At 57.6% G+C, this 17,138-nt stretch carries 18 protein-coding genes; 6 read left to right on the forward strand and 12 right to left on the reverse strand.

Going from position 1 to position 17,138, the window contains the following annotated elements; genetic code table 11:
* Window positions 1-188: 188 nt before the first annotated feature.
* The 3 genes from E8M78_RS20210 to E8M78_RS20220 all read right to left on the reverse strand — a co-directional run bounded on the left by E8M78_RS20210 (window position 189) and on the right by E8M78_RS20220 (window position 3,262).
* Window positions 189-965 carry an ATP-binding cassette domain-containing protein gene (locus E8M78_RS20210; protein WP_137136762.1) on the reverse strand — a complete coding sequence of 259 codons (777 nt, stop codon included), beginning with the start codon at window positions 963-965 and terminating at the stop codon, window positions 189-191.
* On the reverse strand, window positions 965-2,047 hold the full coding sequence (locus E8M78_RS20215) for an ABC transporter permease (protein ID WP_137136763.1): 1,083 nt from the start codon (window positions 2,045-2,047) through the stop codon (window positions 965-967). Before E8M78_RS20215 ends, E8M78_RS20210 begins: the two co-directional genes overlap by 1 nt.
* Window positions 2,048-2,236: 189 nt before the next feature.
* On the reverse strand, window positions 2,237-3,262 hold the full coding sequence (locus tag E8M78_RS20220; RefSeq protein ID WP_137136764.1) for a sugar ABC transporter substrate-binding protein: 1,026 nt from the start codon (window positions 3,260-3,262) through the stop codon (window positions 2,237-2,239).
* 217 nt (window positions 3,263-3,479) lie between these two features.
* On the opposite strand from E8M78_RS20220, the gene E8M78_RS20225 reads away from it, so the two are divergent.
* Window positions 3,480-4,712, forward strand: coding sequence for an ROK family transcriptional regulator (locus tag E8M78_RS20225; RefSeq protein ID WP_137136765.1), 1,233 nt, complete (start codon window positions 3,480-3,482; stop codon window positions 4,710-4,712).
* On the forward strand, window positions 4,712-5,140 hold the full coding sequence (locus E8M78_RS20230; RefSeq protein ID WP_137136766.1) for an RbsD/FucU family protein: 429 nt from the start codon (window positions 4,712-4,714) through the stop codon (window positions 5,138-5,140). The genes E8M78_RS20225 and E8M78_RS20230 overlap by 1 nt, the downstream gene beginning before the upstream one ends.
* A 122-nt stretch (window positions 5,141-5,262) precedes the next feature.
* Here E8M78_RS20230 and E8M78_RS20235 read toward each other — a convergent pair whose 3' ends face one another.
* From E8M78_RS20235 to E8M78_RS20265, 7 genes are all read right to left on the reverse strand, one after another.
* Window positions 5,263-6,543 carry a TRAP transporter large permease gene (locus E8M78_RS20235; RefSeq protein WP_137136767.1) on the reverse strand — a complete coding sequence of 427 codons (1,281 nt, stop codon included), beginning with the start codon at window positions 6,541-6,543 and terminating at the stop codon, window positions 5,263-5,265.
* On the reverse strand, window positions 6,543-7,064 hold the full coding sequence (locus E8M78_RS20240) for a TRAP transporter small permease (protein ID WP_137136768.1): 522 nt from the start codon (window positions 7,062-7,064) through the stop codon (window positions 6,543-6,545). Before E8M78_RS20240 ends, E8M78_RS20235 begins: the two co-directional genes overlap by 1 nt.
* A 188-nt stretch (window positions 7,065-7,252) precedes the next feature.
* Window positions 7,253-8,230: a TRAP transporter substrate-binding protein gene (locus E8M78_RS20245; RefSeq protein ID WP_137136769.1), complete on the reverse strand. Its 978-nt coding sequence runs from the start codon at window positions 8,228-8,230 to the stop codon at window positions 7,253-7,255.
* A gap of 164 nt (window positions 8,231-8,394) precedes the next feature.
* Complete coding sequence (locus E8M78_RS20250; RefSeq protein ID WP_137136770.1) at window positions 8,395-9,267, reverse strand: amidohydrolase family protein; 873 nt, start codon at window positions 9,265-9,267, stop codon at window positions 8,395-8,397.
* Complete coding sequence (locus tag E8M78_RS20255) at window positions 9,267-10,403, reverse strand: mandelate racemase/muconate lactonizing enzyme family protein (RefSeq protein WP_137136771.1); 1,137 nt, start codon at window positions 10,401-10,403, stop codon at window positions 9,267-9,269. Before E8M78_RS20255 ends, E8M78_RS20250 begins: the two co-directional genes overlap by 1 nt.
* A 69-nt stretch (window positions 10,404-10,472) precedes the next feature.
* A complete protein-coding gene (kdgD, locus tag E8M78_RS20260) occupies window positions 10,473-11,381 on the reverse strand; it encodes a 5-dehydro-4-deoxyglucarate dehydratase (RefSeq protein WP_137136772.1) in 909 nt (302 codons plus the stop codon).
* A gap of 71 nt (window positions 11,382-11,452) precedes the next feature.
* On the reverse strand, window positions 11,453-12,205 hold the full coding sequence (locus tag E8M78_RS20265) for a FadR/GntR family transcriptional regulator (RefSeq protein ID WP_137136773.1): 753 nt from the start codon (window positions 12,203-12,205) through the stop codon (window positions 11,453-11,455).
* 161 nt (window positions 12,206-12,366) lie between these two features.
* Between E8M78_RS20265 and E8M78_RS20270 the strand changes: the two genes are divergently transcribed.
* Window positions 12,367-13,164 (forward strand): NAD(P)-dependent oxidoreductase, encoded by a 798-nt coding sequence (locus tag E8M78_RS20270; protein ID WP_137136774.1) that lies wholly within the window; start codon window positions 12,367-12,369, stop codon window positions 13,162-13,164.
* Between the two features lie 48 nt (window positions 13,165-13,212).
* Here the strand turns inward: E8M78_RS20270 and E8M78_RS20275 are convergent, their stop codons facing one another.
* Complete coding sequence (locus E8M78_RS20275; RefSeq protein WP_137136775.1) at window positions 13,213-13,878, reverse strand: sulfite oxidase-like oxidoreductase; 666 nt, start codon at window positions 13,876-13,878, stop codon at window positions 13,213-13,215.
* A gap of 161 nt (window positions 13,879-14,039) precedes the next feature.
* Between E8M78_RS20275 and modA the strand changes: the two genes are divergently transcribed.
* From modA to modC, 3 genes are read left to right on the forward strand one after another with little or no spacing between them, the layout of a single operon-like run.
* On the forward strand, window positions 14,040-14,822 hold the full coding sequence (modA, locus tag E8M78_RS20280; protein WP_137136776.1) for a molybdate ABC transporter substrate-binding protein: 783 nt from the start codon (window positions 14,040-14,042) through the stop codon (window positions 14,820-14,822).
* Between the two features lie 55 nt (window positions 14,823-14,877).
* A complete protein-coding gene (gene modB, locus E8M78_RS20285; protein WP_137136777.1) occupies window positions 14,878-15,579 on the forward strand; it encodes a molybdate ABC transporter permease subunit in 702 nt (233 codons plus the stop codon).
* Window positions 15,576-16,655 carry a molybdenum ABC transporter ATP-binding protein gene (gene modC / locus E8M78_RS20290; RefSeq protein WP_137136778.1) on the forward strand — a complete coding sequence of 360 codons (1,080 nt, stop codon included), beginning with the start codon at window positions 15,576-15,578 and terminating at the stop codon, window positions 16,653-16,655. The genes modB and modC overlap by 4 nt, the downstream gene beginning before the upstream one ends.
* Here modC and E8M78_RS20295 read toward each other — a convergent pair.
* On the reverse strand, window positions 16,615-17,013 hold the full coding sequence (locus E8M78_RS20295; RefSeq protein ID WP_137136779.1) for a winged helix-turn-helix domain-containing protein: 399 nt from the start codon (window positions 17,011-17,013) through the stop codon (window positions 16,615-16,617). The genes modC and E8M78_RS20295 overlap by 41 nt on opposite strands.
* Between the last annotated feature and the right edge of the window lie 125 nt (window positions 17,014-17,138).

Genomic DNA, 17,138 nt, shown 5'->3' on the forward strand with positions numbered 1-17,138 from the left:
GAGACCGATTCTTCCTATATTGGAAGCTGCAGCTTGAAAATTGCTAAAATGGCCGAAAGTGCGGCACGTCAGACAGGTGACACAATTTTGAGATTATTTGTCAGATGTGTGGCGGAAATGTCATCATGAAAAGAAGAGGCCGCGCTTGGGGTTCAAGGCGCGGCCCAAGAGACTGAAGCGTCAGGAGATCACGCTGCCAGTGGTTCCGGAGATTTTGCTCCGGTCATGAATGCGACCGCATCGGACATCGAGTAGTCCTTGGGATTGATGACGGTCAGACGTTTTCCGAGGCGGTGAATGTGAATGCGGTCCGCCACTTCGAACACATGCGGCATGTTGTGCGAGATGAGCACGATAGGAATGCCGCGCGAGCGGACATCGAGAATGAGTTCGAGAACGCGGCGGCTTTCCTTGACGCCAAGTGCTGCGGTCGGTTCATCGAGGATGATGACCTTCGAGCCAAAGGCGGCTGCGCGTGCAACGGCTACGCCCTGACGCTGACCGCCGGAAAGCGTTTCCACTGCCTGGTTGATGTTCTGGATGGTCATCAGGCCAAGTTCTGAAAGCTTTTCGCGCGCAAATTTCTCCATCGCCGGACGGTCCAGCTTGCGGAAGACGCTTCCCATGACGCCGGGTTTGCGGATTTCACGACCAAGGAACATGTTGTCCGCAATCGAGAGCGCCGGTGAGAGAGCGAGGTTCTGGTAGACCGTCTCAATGCCGGCCTGTCTCGCTTCGATCGGGGAGCGGAAGCTCACCGCCTTGCCTTCCAGCTTGATCTCACCTTCATCAGGATTGATCGCACCCGAAATGGCCTTGATGAGCGACGATTTGCCAGCGCCGTTATCGCCGATGACCGCCAGAATTTCACCCGGATAGAGATCGAAATCTGCGTGATCGAGCGCCGTCACCTTGCCGTAACGCTTGACCAGTCCACGGGCGGAAAGAATGGGTTCCTGTGCCATTAGCCTGCTACCTTTCTGATCCACTGGTCGATTGCCACGGCTGCGATAATGAGAAGGCCGATGAGCATATAGGTCCATTGCGGGTCGGTGCCGATGAGGCGAAGTCCAAGCTGGAACACGCCAACGATCAAGGCGCCGAAAAGCATTCCGAGGATGGAGCCGCGTCCGCCAAAGAGCGAGAGGCCGCCGATCACCACGGCCGTGATGGATTCGATGTTTGCGAACTGGCCAGCTGTCGGAGAAACCGAACCGATACGGCCGATCAGGGCCCAGCCGCCGAGAGCGCAGATAACGCCGGAGATCGTGTAGACAGAAATCAGCATCTTCTTGACGTTAACACCGGCAAGTTCCGCCGCATCCGGATCATCGCCGACCGCATAAAGATGGCGCCCCCAGGCTGTCGAATTCAAAACATACCAGAGGCCCGCCACCAGCAAGACCATGGCGATCACGCCATAGGTGAAGACGGCACCGCCCAACTGGATGCTTTGCCCGAACAATTGCAGCAGAGGTGCGCTTGCCGCGAGATCTTGCGAGCGAATGGTCTCATTGGCCGAATATAGGAAGTTGGATGCAAGAACGATCTGCCACATGCCCAGCGTTACAATAAACGGCGGAAGCTTCACACGTGCAATCAGGAAACCGTTAATCGCGCCGCACAGGGCACCCACACCAAAACCTGCGAGAATGGCAAGCGGTGCTGGGACGCCATAATTGATGGCAAGCTGGCCCATTATCACGGAAGACAAAACCATGATCGCGCCGACCGAGAGGTCAATACCCGCCGTAAGGATGACCAGAGTTTGCGCTGCACCGATGATGCCGACGATCGCCACCTGCTGCAGGATCAGTGTCATAGAAAAGGCCGAGAAGAACTTCGTTCCCAGGATAGAGCCGAAGATCACAACCGACATCAAGAGCACCAACAGCGGAACGGCTGCCGGGTTCCCATGAAGAAAATGCTGAAACTTCTGCAGTGCGGTCTTGTCGTGCGTATCGAACTGCGCAACCTGCGTCGAACTACCTGACAGAACCTTTTCATATTCGAGATGTGGCTTGGTGGCGGCTTGTGGCTCGCTCATGGTTTTCCTCCCTAGGGCATCATCACTGGATGCGAGGGCCGGCATGCAGGTCACGAACCTCAAATCGCCGGCGATGGAAAATTCATTCTTCAATCGGAGAAGGTATTCAGCACGTTATCGCTGTTTGCTCTCTAAATGGAGGGCGGCCGAAGCCGCCCGCCGATCTTGTCTCTCAACGGTAGTGAGGCATCAGCCCCAGCACTTCGCAGTGCCTTCCTTCGTGTCGATGGAAGGAACGCCCTTGGCGGGCTTGTCGGTGACCAGCGAAACGCCGGTGTCGAAGAAGTTCTTGCCTTCGGTTGGCTTCGGCTTGGTGCCATCCTTGGCGAAGGCTGCAATCGCTTCGATGCCCTTCGATGCCATCAGCAGCGGATATTGCTGCGATGTTGCACCGATCACGCCTTCCTTGACGTTCTTGACACCTGGGCAGCCGCCATCCACGGACACGATGAGCACGTCCTTCTGTTTGCCAACTGCCTTCAGTGCCTCATAAGCACCGGCAGCTGCCGGTTCATTGATGGTGTGAACGACATTGATACCCGGATCTTTCTGGAGAAGGTTTTCCATCGCCGTACGACCGCCCTCTTCGTTACCGTTGGTAACGTCGTGGCCGACGATGCGCGGATCCTTTTCGTCGCCGATGCGGTTAATGTCGCCAACATCAATGCCGAAGCCCTTCATGAAGCCCTGGTTGCGCAGAACGTCAACAGAAGGCTGTGCCGGGGTCAGGTTGAGGAAGGCAACTTTCGCCGTCTTCGCCTTGTCGCCGAGTGTTGCTGCTGCCCATTTGCCGATCAGCTCACCAGCAAGAAGATTGTCGGTCGCGAAGGTTGCATCGGCAGCAGAGATAGGATCCAGGGGAGTGTCCAGTGCGATCACGAGGACACCGGCCTTGCGCGCCTTTTCAACGGCAGGAACAATGCCCTTGGTGTCGGAGGCCGTCAGAAGGATACCCTTTGCGCCGTCTGCGATGCAGGTTTCTATTGCAGCGACCTGGCTTTCGGAGTCGCCGTCGATCTTGCCGGCATAGGACTTCAGTGTCACGCCCAGTTCCTTGGCCTTTGCAGTCGCGCCTTCCTTCATCTTGACGAAGAAGGGGTTGGTGTCCGTCTTGGTGATAAGGCATGCGGAAACGCCGGCTGCAGAGGCCGGAGCAGCAAAGGCAACGCCAAGTGCGAGTGTCGCGAATGCAGCTGTCAGAACGGTTTTCTTCATGGAACTTCCTCCCAGGTTAACTCAGGATCCGCGCGGCGGATCTTGTTCGGGCCTCGACCGGTTTCAAGCACCAGACGCCTCCTCCAAGCCGCCTGCCCGTGGCCCTCATAATGTCGAAACTTCTCATACTGTCAATAAATAAATCCAGTTGATTTATTAATTCTTGATCGATAGGTTGGGGCTTGAGGAGCTTGGGTGCCTTAAGGGAGGGGTGGCCATGACTGTCCATGACAACTCCAGCGATAGCGTCGTTCTGCCGCCTGCTGTCAGCTTTGCGGGCGGTTCCAATCAGGTGCGCGTACGTGCACACAACGAAAGATTGGTCCTTTCGCTTGTGCGTCTGCACGGATCGCTTTCCAAGGCAGACATCACCAGAGCCAGTGGTCTTTCTGCTCAAACCGTTTCCGTTATCATGCGCTCCCTCGAAAATGATGGTCTTCTGCTGAGAGGCGAACCGGTACGCGGGAAGGTGGGGCAACCTTCCATTCCCATGCGTCTCAATCCTGATGCGGTCTTTTCCTTTGGGGTGAAGATCGGGCGGCGCAGTGCTGATGTCGTGCTGATGGATTTCATAGGGCGGATCCGCCATCAGTTCCGACAGACTTATGCCTACCCAAAGCCGGGTGAAATCATCGCCATCATCATGTCGGGGATCGAGTCGATTGAAGCCCGACTGGATCGGGATATCCTGTCGCGCATCGCCGGTATCGGGATTGCAGCACCCTTCGAGCTCTGGAACTGGGCTGAAGAAGTCGGCGCCCCTCCAGGGGCCATGGATGAGTGGCATGGTGTCGATCTCCAGGCCGAAATTGCTGTCCGGGTTCGCCATGCGGTTCACCTTCAGAACGACGCAACGAGTGCCTGCGGTGCGGAGCTCGTCTTTGGTGTCGGTCCTTCCTATCCTGATTTCGTCTATTTTTTCATCGGCTCCTTCATCGGCGGCGGCATTGTCCTGAATTCGGCGGTCTATTCGGGCCGAACGGGCACCGCCGGCGCGCTTGGTCCCCTGCCGGTGCGTGGCAAGAACGGCGAGAACCGGCAGCTTCTGGATATCGCTTCGATCTTCGTCCTCGAGAAGCTGCTCCTCGAGCGGGGCATCGATCCACAGCCTCTCTGGTATTCGGCTGACGAGTGGGTCGACTTTGGTGAACCGCTGGAACTGTGGATTCGCGATACCGCAGAGGCGCTTGCGCAAGCCATTGTCGCATCGGCCTCCGTCATTGATTTTGGTGCTGCAGTCATCGATGGCGGTTTTCCTGGCTGGGTGCGAAAGCGCGTCGTGCAGGCAACGAGGGAGGCGGTTACCCGGCTCGACCTGCAGGGTGTCATCATTCCCGATATTCTGGAAGGTGGGGTGGGCGCTCAGGCGCGTGCCATTGGTGGCGCCAGTCTTCCGATCTTCGCCCGCTACCTCATCGACCAGAACGTACTTTTCAAGGAACTCGCCTGATGCTCAAGGGTCTCAATCCATTGCTCAGCCCGGAACTGCTCTTTACCCTGCGTGCCATGGGGCATGGAGATGAGCTGGCAATTGTCGATGGCAATTATCCGGGTCTCGAACATGCGCGGCGGCTGGTGCGGCTGGACGGCCATCACCTGATTCCGGTCCTGGATGCAGTTCTGTCGGTCCTGCCGATCGATGACTTCGTCCCGGAGGCCATTTTCCGCTCGACTGTCGGCAAGGACCGAGATGCACTCGATCCTGTTCACGAAGACATCATCGCCTGCTGCGGGCGGCACGAACCCAAGCAACCTGTCGTCCCGTTGCTCGGCCCGGACTTTTACCCGCGCGTGAAGGCGGCACACACCGTAATTCAGACAAGCGAGCCTCGGCTCTATGCGAACGTTATTCTCAAGAAGGGTGTCATTTATCCTTGAGAGGGGCGGGTGCTGCCGTACCATCTGGGGCGGACCTGCGGCAGTACCCGTACCAGTTCTGCAAAGAAAAAGACCGGCAAATCGCTTCGCCGGCCAAGCTCCCATGGGGGATGTGTCGCATCTCACCGAAACAGGCTGGGCAGCCACAATGAAAGTGCGGGCACGTAGGTCACGAGCATGAGCACTGCAACACTGGCACCAAAGAAGGGCCAGATGGTGCGCATGGCTTCGCGAATGGTAATTTTTCCGACGGCACAGGCGACGAACAGCACCGTTCCCACGGGCGGTGTGTTGAGGCCGATACCTGCATTCAGGATCATGATGACGCCGAAATGAACCGGATCGATCCCGAAGGCTTTCACCACCGGTAGCAGAACCGGCGTCGAAATGATGACCAACGGCGCCATGTCCATGAATGTGCCGAGGATCAGCAGGATGATGTTGATGACCAGCAGCACGATGATCGGATTGTCTGAAATCGCCGAAATTGCGCTGATCATCAGGCCCTGCACCTGAAGGAATGCCATCAGCCAGGCAAAGGATGCAGCCGTGCCGATGACCAGCAAAACCATGGCTGTTGTGCGCACGGCACCCATGACGGCTTCGACGAAGCCATGCCAATCAAGTTCGCGGTAGACGAACATGGCCACCAGCAGTGCGTAGAGCACAGCGATGCAGGAGCTTTCCGTTGCCGTGAAGACGCCGGAGCGAACACCGCCGAAAATGATGGCAATCAGCAGAATGCCGGGCGCTGCGGAGACAAAGTAATACAGAACCTTGGCAAAGCCTGGAAAGGGCTCTGAAGGATAGCCGCGCTGCTTGGCCACGAACCATGCCGTGAACATCAAGGCGGCTGCCAAAAGAAGTCCGGGAATGATGCCTGCCGTGAAGAGGTCCGCAACGGACACATTTCCACCAGCTGCGATCGAGTACAAAATCATGTTGTGCGATGGCGGGATCATCAGGGCAATGATGGCTGCATTGGCAGTCACGTTGACTGCATAGCCACGGTCATAGCCGCGCGCCGCCATTTGCGGGATCATCAAACCACCGACGGCTGATGCATCCGCCACGGCAGAGCCGGAGATACCACCGAACAAGGTGGATGCGACCACGTTCACCTGCCCCAGACCGCCGCGTAGGTGGCCGACAATGCCGGCAGCGAAGCGGATGAGACGCGTGGCGATACCGCCGCGCACCATGAGGTCTCCGGCGAAAATGAAGAAGGGAATCGCCATCATCGCGAAGACGTTCATGCCAGAGTTCATCTGCTGGAAGATGACAATGGGCGGCAGGCCCATATAGAGAATGGTGGCAAGTGAGGCGATACCCAGGCAGAAGGCGATGGGCATGCCGATCAGCATGAGCAGGGTGAAGGACCCGAAGAGGATCGTATAGGCCATTATGCTGCCTCCAGAACTTCAGTGTCAGCAGCAGGCTCTAGATCGAGTGCCACGTCGATAAAGCGTTCAAGGCCGAAAAGAGCGATCATTGCGCCACCCACGATCAAGGGGAAAAAGTCGACGCCGCCGGGCCAGCCCAGAACGGGAATGGTTGCGCCCCAGGTGCCTGCAGAAAGCTGGACGCCATAGTAAACCATGGCGGCGCCAAAAAAGGCGACGAGCCCGAGGCTTACCAGATCCATCAGGCGCTGGATCGAGCGGGGCATGGCATAGCGCACGATATCAAGGCCGAGATGCACGCTCTCACGCACACCGACCGCGGCGCCCAGCATGATGAACCACAGCATGAGGTGTAGCGAGAGCGGCTCGGACCAGCTGGGAGAATCGTTCAAAACGTAGCGGGCAAAGACCTGCCACCCGACGATTCCGGTCATCAGGATGATGCCGGTCCCTGCAATGTAAAGCGAAAGCCGACTAAGCCCGGCCAGGAATGGGCGGATGCCCAGCATGAATTTTCTCATTTCCCCGAATTCCTTCTGCGCTACTGTCAGATCAAGCGCATTGAAAAAGCCGGCTCCTAATGCATGTCGCGCTCAACCGAATTCGGTTGAGCGGAACGAACATGCATCATTTCAAAGTCTTACAGCGTCGTTCGTGCGTTCAATGGAACGCCCGGCGCTGTAGGGCGAGCCGGCTTGCAATCGTCGTGTTACTTGACGTCCTGGATGCGGGTCAGCAGATCCTTGAGCTTCGGATCGGTGACGAACTTGTCATAGACCGGCTTCATGGCAGCCGAAAATTCGGCCTTGTCGACCTTGATGACGTTCACACCACCGGCACGAACCTTTGCTTCGGAGGTCTTTTCGCGCGCGCTCCAGAGTTCACGCATCTTCGCAACAGATTCTTTGGCTGCAGCCTTGATGATCTTCTGATCTTCCGGCTTCAGCTTGTCCCAGGAGATCTTGGACATGACCAGGATTTCCGGGTTCAGCGAGTGTTCCGTCAGTGTGTAGTTCTTCGCGATTTCGTAGTGACGGGCCGATTCGTAGGAAGGCCAGTTGTTTTCCGCACCATCGACAACGCCGGTTTCCAGCGAGGAGTAAACCTCACCCATCGGCATGGGCGTCGGGTTGGCGCCGAAAGCCTGCATCATGGCAATCCAGAGGTCGGACTGCTGGACACGAATTTTCAGGCCTTTGAGGTCCGAAAGTTTCTGGATTGGCTTCTTCGTTGTGTAGAAGGAGCGGGCACCGGAATCGTAATAGGCAAGACCGACGAGACCATGCGGCTCGAATGCCTTGAGGATCTCATCGCCGATCGGGCCGTCAACCGTCTTGTGCATGTGTTCTGTCGAGCGGAACAGGAACGGCATGCCGAGCACGACCGTTTCCTTGACGAGGTTGTTGAAAGGCGCAGCGTTGACGCGGTTGATATCGATGACGCCGAAACGGGTCTGTTCGATCGTATCCTTCTCGCTGCCAAGAACGGAATTGTTCATGACCTGAATGTTGATGCGGCCACTGGTGCGCTCTGACACGAGCTTGCCCATGTATTTGACCGCATCGACGGTCGGATAGCCGTCTGGGTGAATGTCGGCCGAGCGCAAGGTAATCTGCTGCGCCTGTGCTGCTAGTGCCGTGCTCATGGCAAAGCCAATCGCGAGGCCAAGAATCTTGGTCAGTTTCATGCTTTCCTCCTGTTGTCGCGTGGTCGTTCTCCTCCAACCACGCTGTTTATGTAGGCGTGTCTAAAGCGTGTCGCGATTTTTCAGATTCGCTCCTGACGCTTTAAGTGTTTGTCTTACCGCATGTCGTTATCGCAAAACCGCCGCACACTTTTGCGCGCCATGCTCTAGCCCTGCCACTTGGGCAGGTTGAAAAGTTCTTCCGGGTTCTCGATGAGTGCCAGATGCCTGCTCTTTTCGTTCGGCAGCCAGCCGAGAACAGTTTCCAGCAGGGCAATGTCGTCCGGATAATCCTTCTGTTCCTTTGCGAGATTGTGAGGCCAGTTGGTGCCCCAGACGATGCGCTGAGGCGCATAGGCCGAGATAAGGCGCGCGATGGCTGCCACGTCGTCGTAATCCGGGCCGCCGGTCTTCGAGCTTTCATACACTCCGGCAAACTTGAACCAGCAGCGTCCCGTATCAATCAGTCTCTTGACTGCATCGACATGTGGGCTGTCCGGCGTTATGCCACAGAAGAACTTGCCATGGTGATCCAGCACCCAACGGGAACGCAGCCGCAGAAGCCTTGGCTCGTGATCCAGAATGTTGCTGCCGTCGAACTGAACGGCCAGCATCCAGTCGCGTGCGGCAGCTTTGGCATCCAATACTTCTAATGCAGAAAGATCGGTTGCGCCGCCGGGTAGATCCATGATCCGCAGGCCAATTACACCTGCTTCGCCCAGTGCATCAAGTTCTGCATCGGAAACATCCGGTCCAACAGCCGCCACGCCCCGCGCCAAGTTGCCCATGGCGTTTAGGCAGGCAACCGTATTGCCATTGTCCCGTTGCTGCGCATTGCCCTGGGTGATGATGACCCTGTCGATGCCAAGCCATGTCATAAACTCGCGGTACTGATCCGGCGTCGGCAGGTCGCCCGCCGGCAATCCCGGACCGCCGGGAAGAGCCGGATAACCGGGCAGATACATGTGCATCTGCGTATCGACCGCGCCTTTCGGCAGGGAAATGCAAGGCTTGCGGCCAGTGGTCGGGCGAACGAGCATCACGCGTCCTTCATCTTGAATTCGGCGAGCGCATCGCGGTTGATTTCAATGCCGAGACCTGGACCATCGGGAATTGTGACGACGCCGTCAACATGCTCGATCGGGGTCTTGACGATAGCCTGTCGGAACGGATTATCTGTGCGGTCGAACTCGAGGATCGGCTCGATTGGGTTGACGCGCACGGGGCTCGGGATCATCGCAGCCATGAACTGAAGTGCAGCGGCAATGTGAACGGCCGTTCCCCACACATGCGGCACGACGCGAACACCATGCAGTGCTGCCAGATCGGCAACGCGCTTTGCTTCCGTAAAGCCGCCAACGCCTGCAAGATCAGGCTGAAGGATATCGACGCAACGCGTTTCGACCGGCTCACGCATGCCCCAACGGGAATGCCATGTTTCACCACCGGCAACCGGGATTGGCTGGCGCTGGCGGACCTCGCGATAGGCGGCCAATTGTTCCGGCACGACTGGCTCTTCGAACCAGTCGAGGTTGAGTTCCGCGGCGGCCTGACCGAAGCGGACGGCTTCCACCACGTCGTAACCGTGGTTTGCGTCTACCATGATGCGCATGTCGGACCCGACGGCATCGCGCGCAGCCCGAACGACGCGCAGGTCTTCCTCGACCCCGAAGCCGATTTTGATCTTGGTGGCGTGGAAACCTTCCTTCCAGTAGCGGGCAACGTCCGTCGCATTGTCCTCTACGCGGTCGACGCCGTCACGCTTGAAGCTGCCTGTCGCATAGGCCTTCACACTTTCCCGGAAACGCCCGCCGAGCAGGATAGACACAGGCACGCCGAAATGCTTGCCCTTGATATCCCAGAGCGCGATGTCGATGCCGGACAGTGCTGTGACAGCAAGACCGCGCTGACCCTGATCGCGCAGTGCGTTGTAAAGGCGAGCCCAGATCTTTTCCGTTTCGAGCGGATTTTCGCCGATCAGCCAGTTGGCATAGGCCTGAACCACGGCCGCATTGGGCCTTGCTGGCCCAAGGCATTCGCCCCAGCCCGTCGTGCCGTCGTCGCACACGATCTCCACCAGAATATGTGCTCGGCGGTCGAAGCGCATGGATGCGCTCTCGAATGCCACGTCGAGCTTGTGCTCCAACAGATGCGTGCGAACTTCGGCAATCTTCATAGTTTTTTCCCGTTGCAGCGTTTCATCCGCACCAGGTCGGATGAAACGCCCAGTCTTCAGTCAGTTGGATCAGCCGCGCTTCCAGGGGCCGATGAGGTCCAGCAGCATGCCTTCTTCTTCCTTGGTCAGGTCGTCGAGTGGCGCGCGAACCTTGCCAGCGTCAAAGCCCTGCAGGCGCACGCCCGCCTTGATGGCAGCAACCGCATAGCCCTTGCGACGGTTGCGGATTGCCATAAACGGATAGAAAAAGTCCTTGAGTATCTTCTCGCAATGTTCGCGTTCACCTGCGCGTAGAGCCTTGTAGAACTCGACGGCGAGGCCGGGTACGAAGTTGAAGACGGCAGACGAATAAGTCGTGAAACCAGCGCCGAGATAGGCTTCGGCAAACAGTTCAGCAGTCGGCATGCCACCGAGATAGGTCAGGCGATCGCCCATGGTGGCGGTGATCTGGCGAACAAGGCCAATATCTCCGGTGCCATCCTTGAAGCCGACCAGGTTCGGGCACTCGTCACACAGGCGCTTCAACGTGTCGACGGAAAGTACCGAGTTATCGCGGTTGTAGACCATGACGCCGATGCCAACGGATTGGCAGATTTTCTTGACGTGCTGATAGAGACCTTCCTGCGGCGCGTCGATGAGATAATGCGGCAGAAGCAGAATGCCGTCTGCGCCAGCCTTTTCGACAGACTTTGCCAGTTCGGTGCCGACGTGGCTGCCAAAACCACAGCCGGAAACGATTGCGGTCTTGCCGGATGCTTCCTTTGCCGCCTTGACGATGCCGGGGATTTCATCCGGTGAGAGCGAGAAAAACTCGCCTGTACCGCCTGCTGCAAACAGAACTGGCGCCTCGAAGCCGGACAACCACTCGATATGGCGACGATAGCTTTCAGCCTGAAACTGGCCTTCGCCGTCGAAATGCGTCACTGGGAAAGACAGAAGGCCAGCGCCGAGCGCCGCCTTGATCTCTTGAGGCGTCATAATCAGTGTATCCTTTGTAGAAGTCTCCTCCGCTCAATTTCGTATAGACTCAACATACAAGTGTCAATAACTTATCTTACAAATTGCCGCTGCTCTCGGAGAAGCGTGCGGTAGCGGGATTGGCTGCCGCGCAGATGGCGTCGCATTGCATCGCGGGCTGCGTCTTCATCCCCAGCTGAAATGGCGGAAATGATTGCATTATGCTCCTCGTTCAGCAGTTTGATATAGGCAGCCTGATCGGCTTCCGATTCTTCATTTCGAAGCGCTGCACGGGGGATGATGTTCTTGCCGATCAGCGACAGGAAATCCCTGAAACGTGAATTGTTTGTCGCTTCTGCGATGGCCAGATGAAGAGCGAAATCCGCCTCGCTGGTGGGCTTGTTCGCATCAAGACAGGCCTGCACTGCATAATGACGCTCGAAAATAACCTCTTCCTGCGCAGGAGAGCGGCGAAGAGCAGCAAGGCCTGCCGCTTCCACTTCTACCGCCGTGCGCAGCTCCAGAAATTCGATGACGGAGGAAACACGCGCATAGTCAATGTTTTCGATCGACATGGGGGCAGGGCTGCTAGCAACCGGCGGCTCCAGTACAAAAACGCCGGCGCCCTGACGCGCCTCCACGAGGCGGTCCGCCCGCAGTGCAGCGATAGCCTCGCGCACAACCGTTCTGCTCACGCCATGCTTTTCGCCCAGTTGCGCTTCGCTCGGCAGCTTCGTGCCGGGCGGATAGTGCCCTGCAGTGATTGACTGCCGCAGAACGTCGCCCAGTCGCGAGGCCAGCGTGCCTGCACCGCCCGGTGTCCCGCTCTTGCCTGCAATTGCCATGGACATCTCCTTCAAGGCCTGCATCTCCGGATGGTCTGCTTCGCCCGCCTATACATCAATGCAATAGCTGTAGCGTGTTGACGCGCTTCTGCCAACATGTATGATGAGTTGACCCGGCGAGCCTACGAGTTGTGGCGCGCTGCCTGCCGATGGAGGAAATCTTGAAACGACTGTTGATCACCGGTGCCGCCGGCGCGCTGGGGCGTGCCATGCGCACGCGCCTTGCCGATGTGGCCGATATTCTGCGCCTGTCAGATATCAGCAATCTGGGTGAGGCCGGACCGAACGAGGAACTCGTCCAATGCGATCTGGGGGATGCGGAAGCGGTGCACAGACTGGTCGAGGGATGCGACGGGATCGTGCATCTGGGTGGCGTGTCGGTTGAGGACAAGTTTTCCAAGATCCTGAATGCAAACCTGCTCGGCCTGTACAATCTCTATGAAGCGGCACGCGCCAACGGCCATCCGCGCATCCTGTTTGCCAGTTCCAACCACACAGTCGGCTTCTACCGTCAGGATGAGAAGATCGACGCGACATCACCAACGCGGCCGGATGGTCTCTACGGCGTTTCCAAATGTTTTGGCGAGCAGCTCGCCCGCATGTATTTCGAGAAATTCGGGCAGGAAACGGCATTGGTTCGTATCGGCAGCTGCATGGAAAAGCCGAGTAATCATCGCATGCTGTCGAGCTGGATGTCTTACAACGACTTTAAACTCCTGATCGAATGCACATTCCGTGCGCCGATGTTGGGTTGCCCGGTGGTCTGGGGTATCTCGAACAATGATGCGGCGTGGTGGGACAATTCGCACGCCAGCTATCTGGGCTGGAAGCCGCAGGACAATGCCGAGCACTATCGTGCGGAAATCGATGCAGCGCTTGGCAAACCTGATCCGAAAGCTGCGCTTCATGTTTATCAGGGCGGCAATTTCGTTAACGATCCTATTTTCAAGGAAGGTTGACATTGCTGCCGCAGGAGCCGTTTGGCGGGGGCGGCTCCTGCATCTTTCTCAATCGTCGGAATAACGTTCTTCCGCCCATGGGTCGCCACGCATGTGGTAACCATTCTTTTCCCAGAAGCCTGGTCTGTCCTGCCGTGTGAATTCGATGCGGGTCAGCCACTTGGCGCTCTTCCAGAAATAAAGATGCGGAACAACTAGGCGCATGGGGCCGCCATGTTCGGCGGTCAGCGGTTCACCCTGCCAGTGTGTGACAAGCATGGCGTCTTCCACGGCAAAGTCCGACAGAAGAAGATTGGTCGTGTAGCCGTCATAGCTCGTCAGCATCACAGCATCTGCATCTTCTTTCGGGTGAACCTGATCCAGCAGATCTCTGGTCGTTACGCCGGTCCATTCATTGTCATAGCGCGACCAGGTGGTAACGCAGTGAATGTCCGTCGTGAGTTTCGATTGCGGCAGCGCCTGAAATTGTTCCCAATTGAACGTCAGCGGATTTTCCACTTCGCCTCTGATGTCGAGCCGCCACTGCATTGCGGAGATAACAGGCTGTTGCCCAAGGTCCAGGACCGGCCAGTTCGTGACCAGATGTTGGCCCGGTGGCAGACGATCCGTCTCCGGTCGTGTGATCCTGCCTGTCAGAAACTTTCCCTCTGCCGCCCACTTCCGTTTGGTTGCGGTGAGTTTTGTTGTTTCAGGCTGGCTGGGTTCGTCCGCCATGGATCCTGCCTCATATGTTCGTCATCCGGTTCAATGTGTGGCGACTAAAGGTGGCTGTCCAGACGCTGATCGATTTCTTTCATTATATCGAGACGGATATAATGCTGGATTGTCGAGCGAGATTCGCTATATTCACGCAGATATTTCGATCGGGAGAGTCTATGAAAACCCGCCGTCTGGTCATCAAACTCGCCGCTTCCATTTCTCTGTCAGTCCTTCTCGTTCTGCCGACACAGAGTTTTGCGGCTGAAAAGATCACCGTCTTCGCCGCCGCCAGCATGAAGACGGCGTTGGATGCAGCCAATGTTGCCTACACGGCCAAGAGCGGTAATCAGGTCGTGGTTTCCTACGCTGCGAGTTCGGCACTGGCCAAACAGGTAGAGGCGGGCGCTCCTGCTGATGTGTTCATCTCTGCCGATCTTGACTGGATGGACTATCTGACGAAGAAAAACCTGATCAAACCAGATAGCCGCAAGAACCTGCTTGGCAACCGCATTGTGCTCGTCGCCCCTAAGGACAAGGCAAAGCCGGTCGATATAAAGGCCGGGTTCGATCTTTCCGCGCTGGTGGGAGATGGCAAGCTTGCCATGGGTGCCGTCGATAGCGTTCCCGCTGGCAAATACGGCAAGGCCGCGCTGGAAAAGCTTGGTGCCTGGAGTGCTGTTGCGCGGAAGGTGGCCGGTGCGGAAAATGTTCGCGCGGCAGTTCTGCTCGTATCGCGGGGTGAAGCGCCCTACGGCATCGTCTATCAGACGGACGCAGCCGCTGATCCCGGTGTTTCCATCGTCGGTACCTTCCCTGCTGATAGTCATCCCGCCATCATCTATCCGGTTGCCCAATTGACCGAAAGCAAGAGTGCAGCAGCAACTGATTACCTGAAGTTCCTGTCTTCCGTTGAAGTTTCTGGCTTTTTCACAGCGCAGGGCTTCACAATCCTCAAATGATGCCCTCGCATAACAGCCTCCACGCGGTTAAAGTTTTCACAAACGGGGCGCTTGCGTGGAATTGCTAAGTCTGAGTGAGGAGGAGTGGACGGCGATCAGGCTCAGCCTGAAGGTGGCCAGTGTTGCCGTCCTTACCAGCCTGCCGCTGGGTGTGCTGGTTGCCTATCTTCTGGCGCGCAAGCGCTTTTGGGGTCATGCGCTGCTCAATGGCATCGTTCACCTGCCGCTGATCCTCCCGCCAGTCGTGACTGGCTATCTGCTGCTGATCGCTTTCGGGCGCCGCGGGTTCATCGGTTCATTTCTGGAAAGCACCTTCGGGCTGATTCTGTCCTTCCGCTGGACCGGGGCGGCGCTGGCCTGCGCCGTCATGGGCTTTCCGCTTCTGGTCCGCTCTATTCGTCTTTCGATCGAGGCTGTGGACGGAAAGCTGGAAGAGGCGGCTGCGACATTGGGTGCATCGCCGGTCATGGTCTTTCTGACGGTCACGTTGCCGCTGATTTTACCCGGCATCATCGCCGGTCTTGTTCTCGCTTTTGCAAAAGCCATGGGCGAGTTTGGTGCCACGATCACCTTTGTTTCCAACATTCCCGGTGAAACGCAAACACTGTCCGCTGCCATATACACTTTCACCCAAGTGCCGGGGGGGGATGCGGGTGCTCTGCGCCTGACGCTTATTTCGATCGCAATTTCCATGGCCGCGCTCCTGCTTTCGGAAGCGCTGGCGCGCCGTGTCGGAAGAAGGATCGAAGCCGAATGACCTTCACAGTAGAGATTCGTCATCGACAGGGCGGTTTTCGCATTGAGGCGGAATTCGCTTCCGAGGGAGGTGTGACGGCACTCTTCGGGCGTTCCGGCTCTGGCAAAACATCCGTGCTACGCATTGTCGGCGGGTTGGTGAGACCTGATCACGGGCGCATACTCGTCGGCGATCAGGTGCTGCTGGATACGAACAAGGGCATCTGCTTGCCCCCGCATCGACGGGGTCTGGCTTACGTCTTTCAGGAGCCGCGGCTGTTTCCGCATCTGACCGTTCGCCAGAACCTAGGCTACGGTCAGTGGTTCGCGCGCAGTCGATCCTCTTTCGCCGATCCTGAAAAGATCATCAGCATGCTTGGGCTGGAGGCGCTGTTGCCGCGTCGTCCTGGCCTTTTGTCGGGCGGTGAGAAACAACGTGTCGCCATTGGCCGGGCGCTTCTGGCCGCTCCGCGTATTCTTTTGATGGACGAGCCACTGTCGGCGCTGGATGAGGCGCGCAAGGCGGAAATCCTGCCCTATATCGAGCGGCTGCGCGATGAGTTGAACCTGCCTATCCTCTATGTCAGCCATTCGGTGGGCGAAGTGGCACGTCTGGCCGACCACGTCGTCGCCATGGCGGATGGGCGTGTGACTGGCATCGGCGGCGCTTCCGAGATCCTCGGTATGCAGACGATGGCGACGGGGCGGGAGAGCGGCAGCGTTCTGGAAGGGCTGGTGCGGTTGCATGGTGAAGATCCCGACCTTGCGGCCATTGAGCTTCGCGGCTGCTGCCTCCTCGTTCCGCGCGGCGATCTCCATGAAGGGCAAAAGCTTCGCGTCCATATTCCTGCCCGCGAGGTTTTGCTGGCGACCGCAGAGCCACACGGGATCTCCGCCCTCAATGTGCTCAGGGGTGAAATCCAAGCCCTGACAGGTTCGGACGGTGGCGCGGTGGATTTAACGCTTCTGTGCGGCGAAGAAGTGCTACGCGCCCGTATTACCGGTCTTTCTGCCAAGCGGATGGACCTTGCGGTAGGGCAATCCATTCACGCAATCATCAAGACGGTTGCGCTGAATGCACCGGGTCTAGCGCACTGATCGTGCTGCGATGTTCATTCAGCCAATTGAGGTCGTCTGCAAGCGCGTTTTGGAGGATCTCTTCCATGTGACGGAAGCGGCTGATCAGTTCCTCGCCAAACTCGGTCAGCTGCGCTCCACCGCCTTGCTTGCCGCCGCGCTGGGATTCAACTGAAGGTTCTTCGAACATCGTGTTGATCGCATCCACTAGCAGCCATGCCCGCCGGTACGACATATCCATCCGGCGACCGGCAGCGGAGATGGAGCCAGTGTCGCGGATATGCTCAAGAAGCTCGATCTTGCCGCGCCCAAGCCGCTCTCCAGGCGGAAACGAAACTTTCAGCAGCGGTTTCAGGGTCTGATCGGGCGGATTTGCCATGGCGTAGATGAACCTATGCGGAGATGTCAAGAGGTCAACAGGCGTCCATTGTGGCCGAGCGTCATCATGCTTTCAATTGACAACCATACGTTAACGACAGAAGACTTTGCCGATCGGCGATCATT

This window comes from Rhizobium sp. FKY42 (assembly GCF_005222835.1).
Lineage (GTDB): Bacteria > Pseudomonadota > Alphaproteobacteria > Rhizobiales > Rhizobiaceae > Neorhizobium.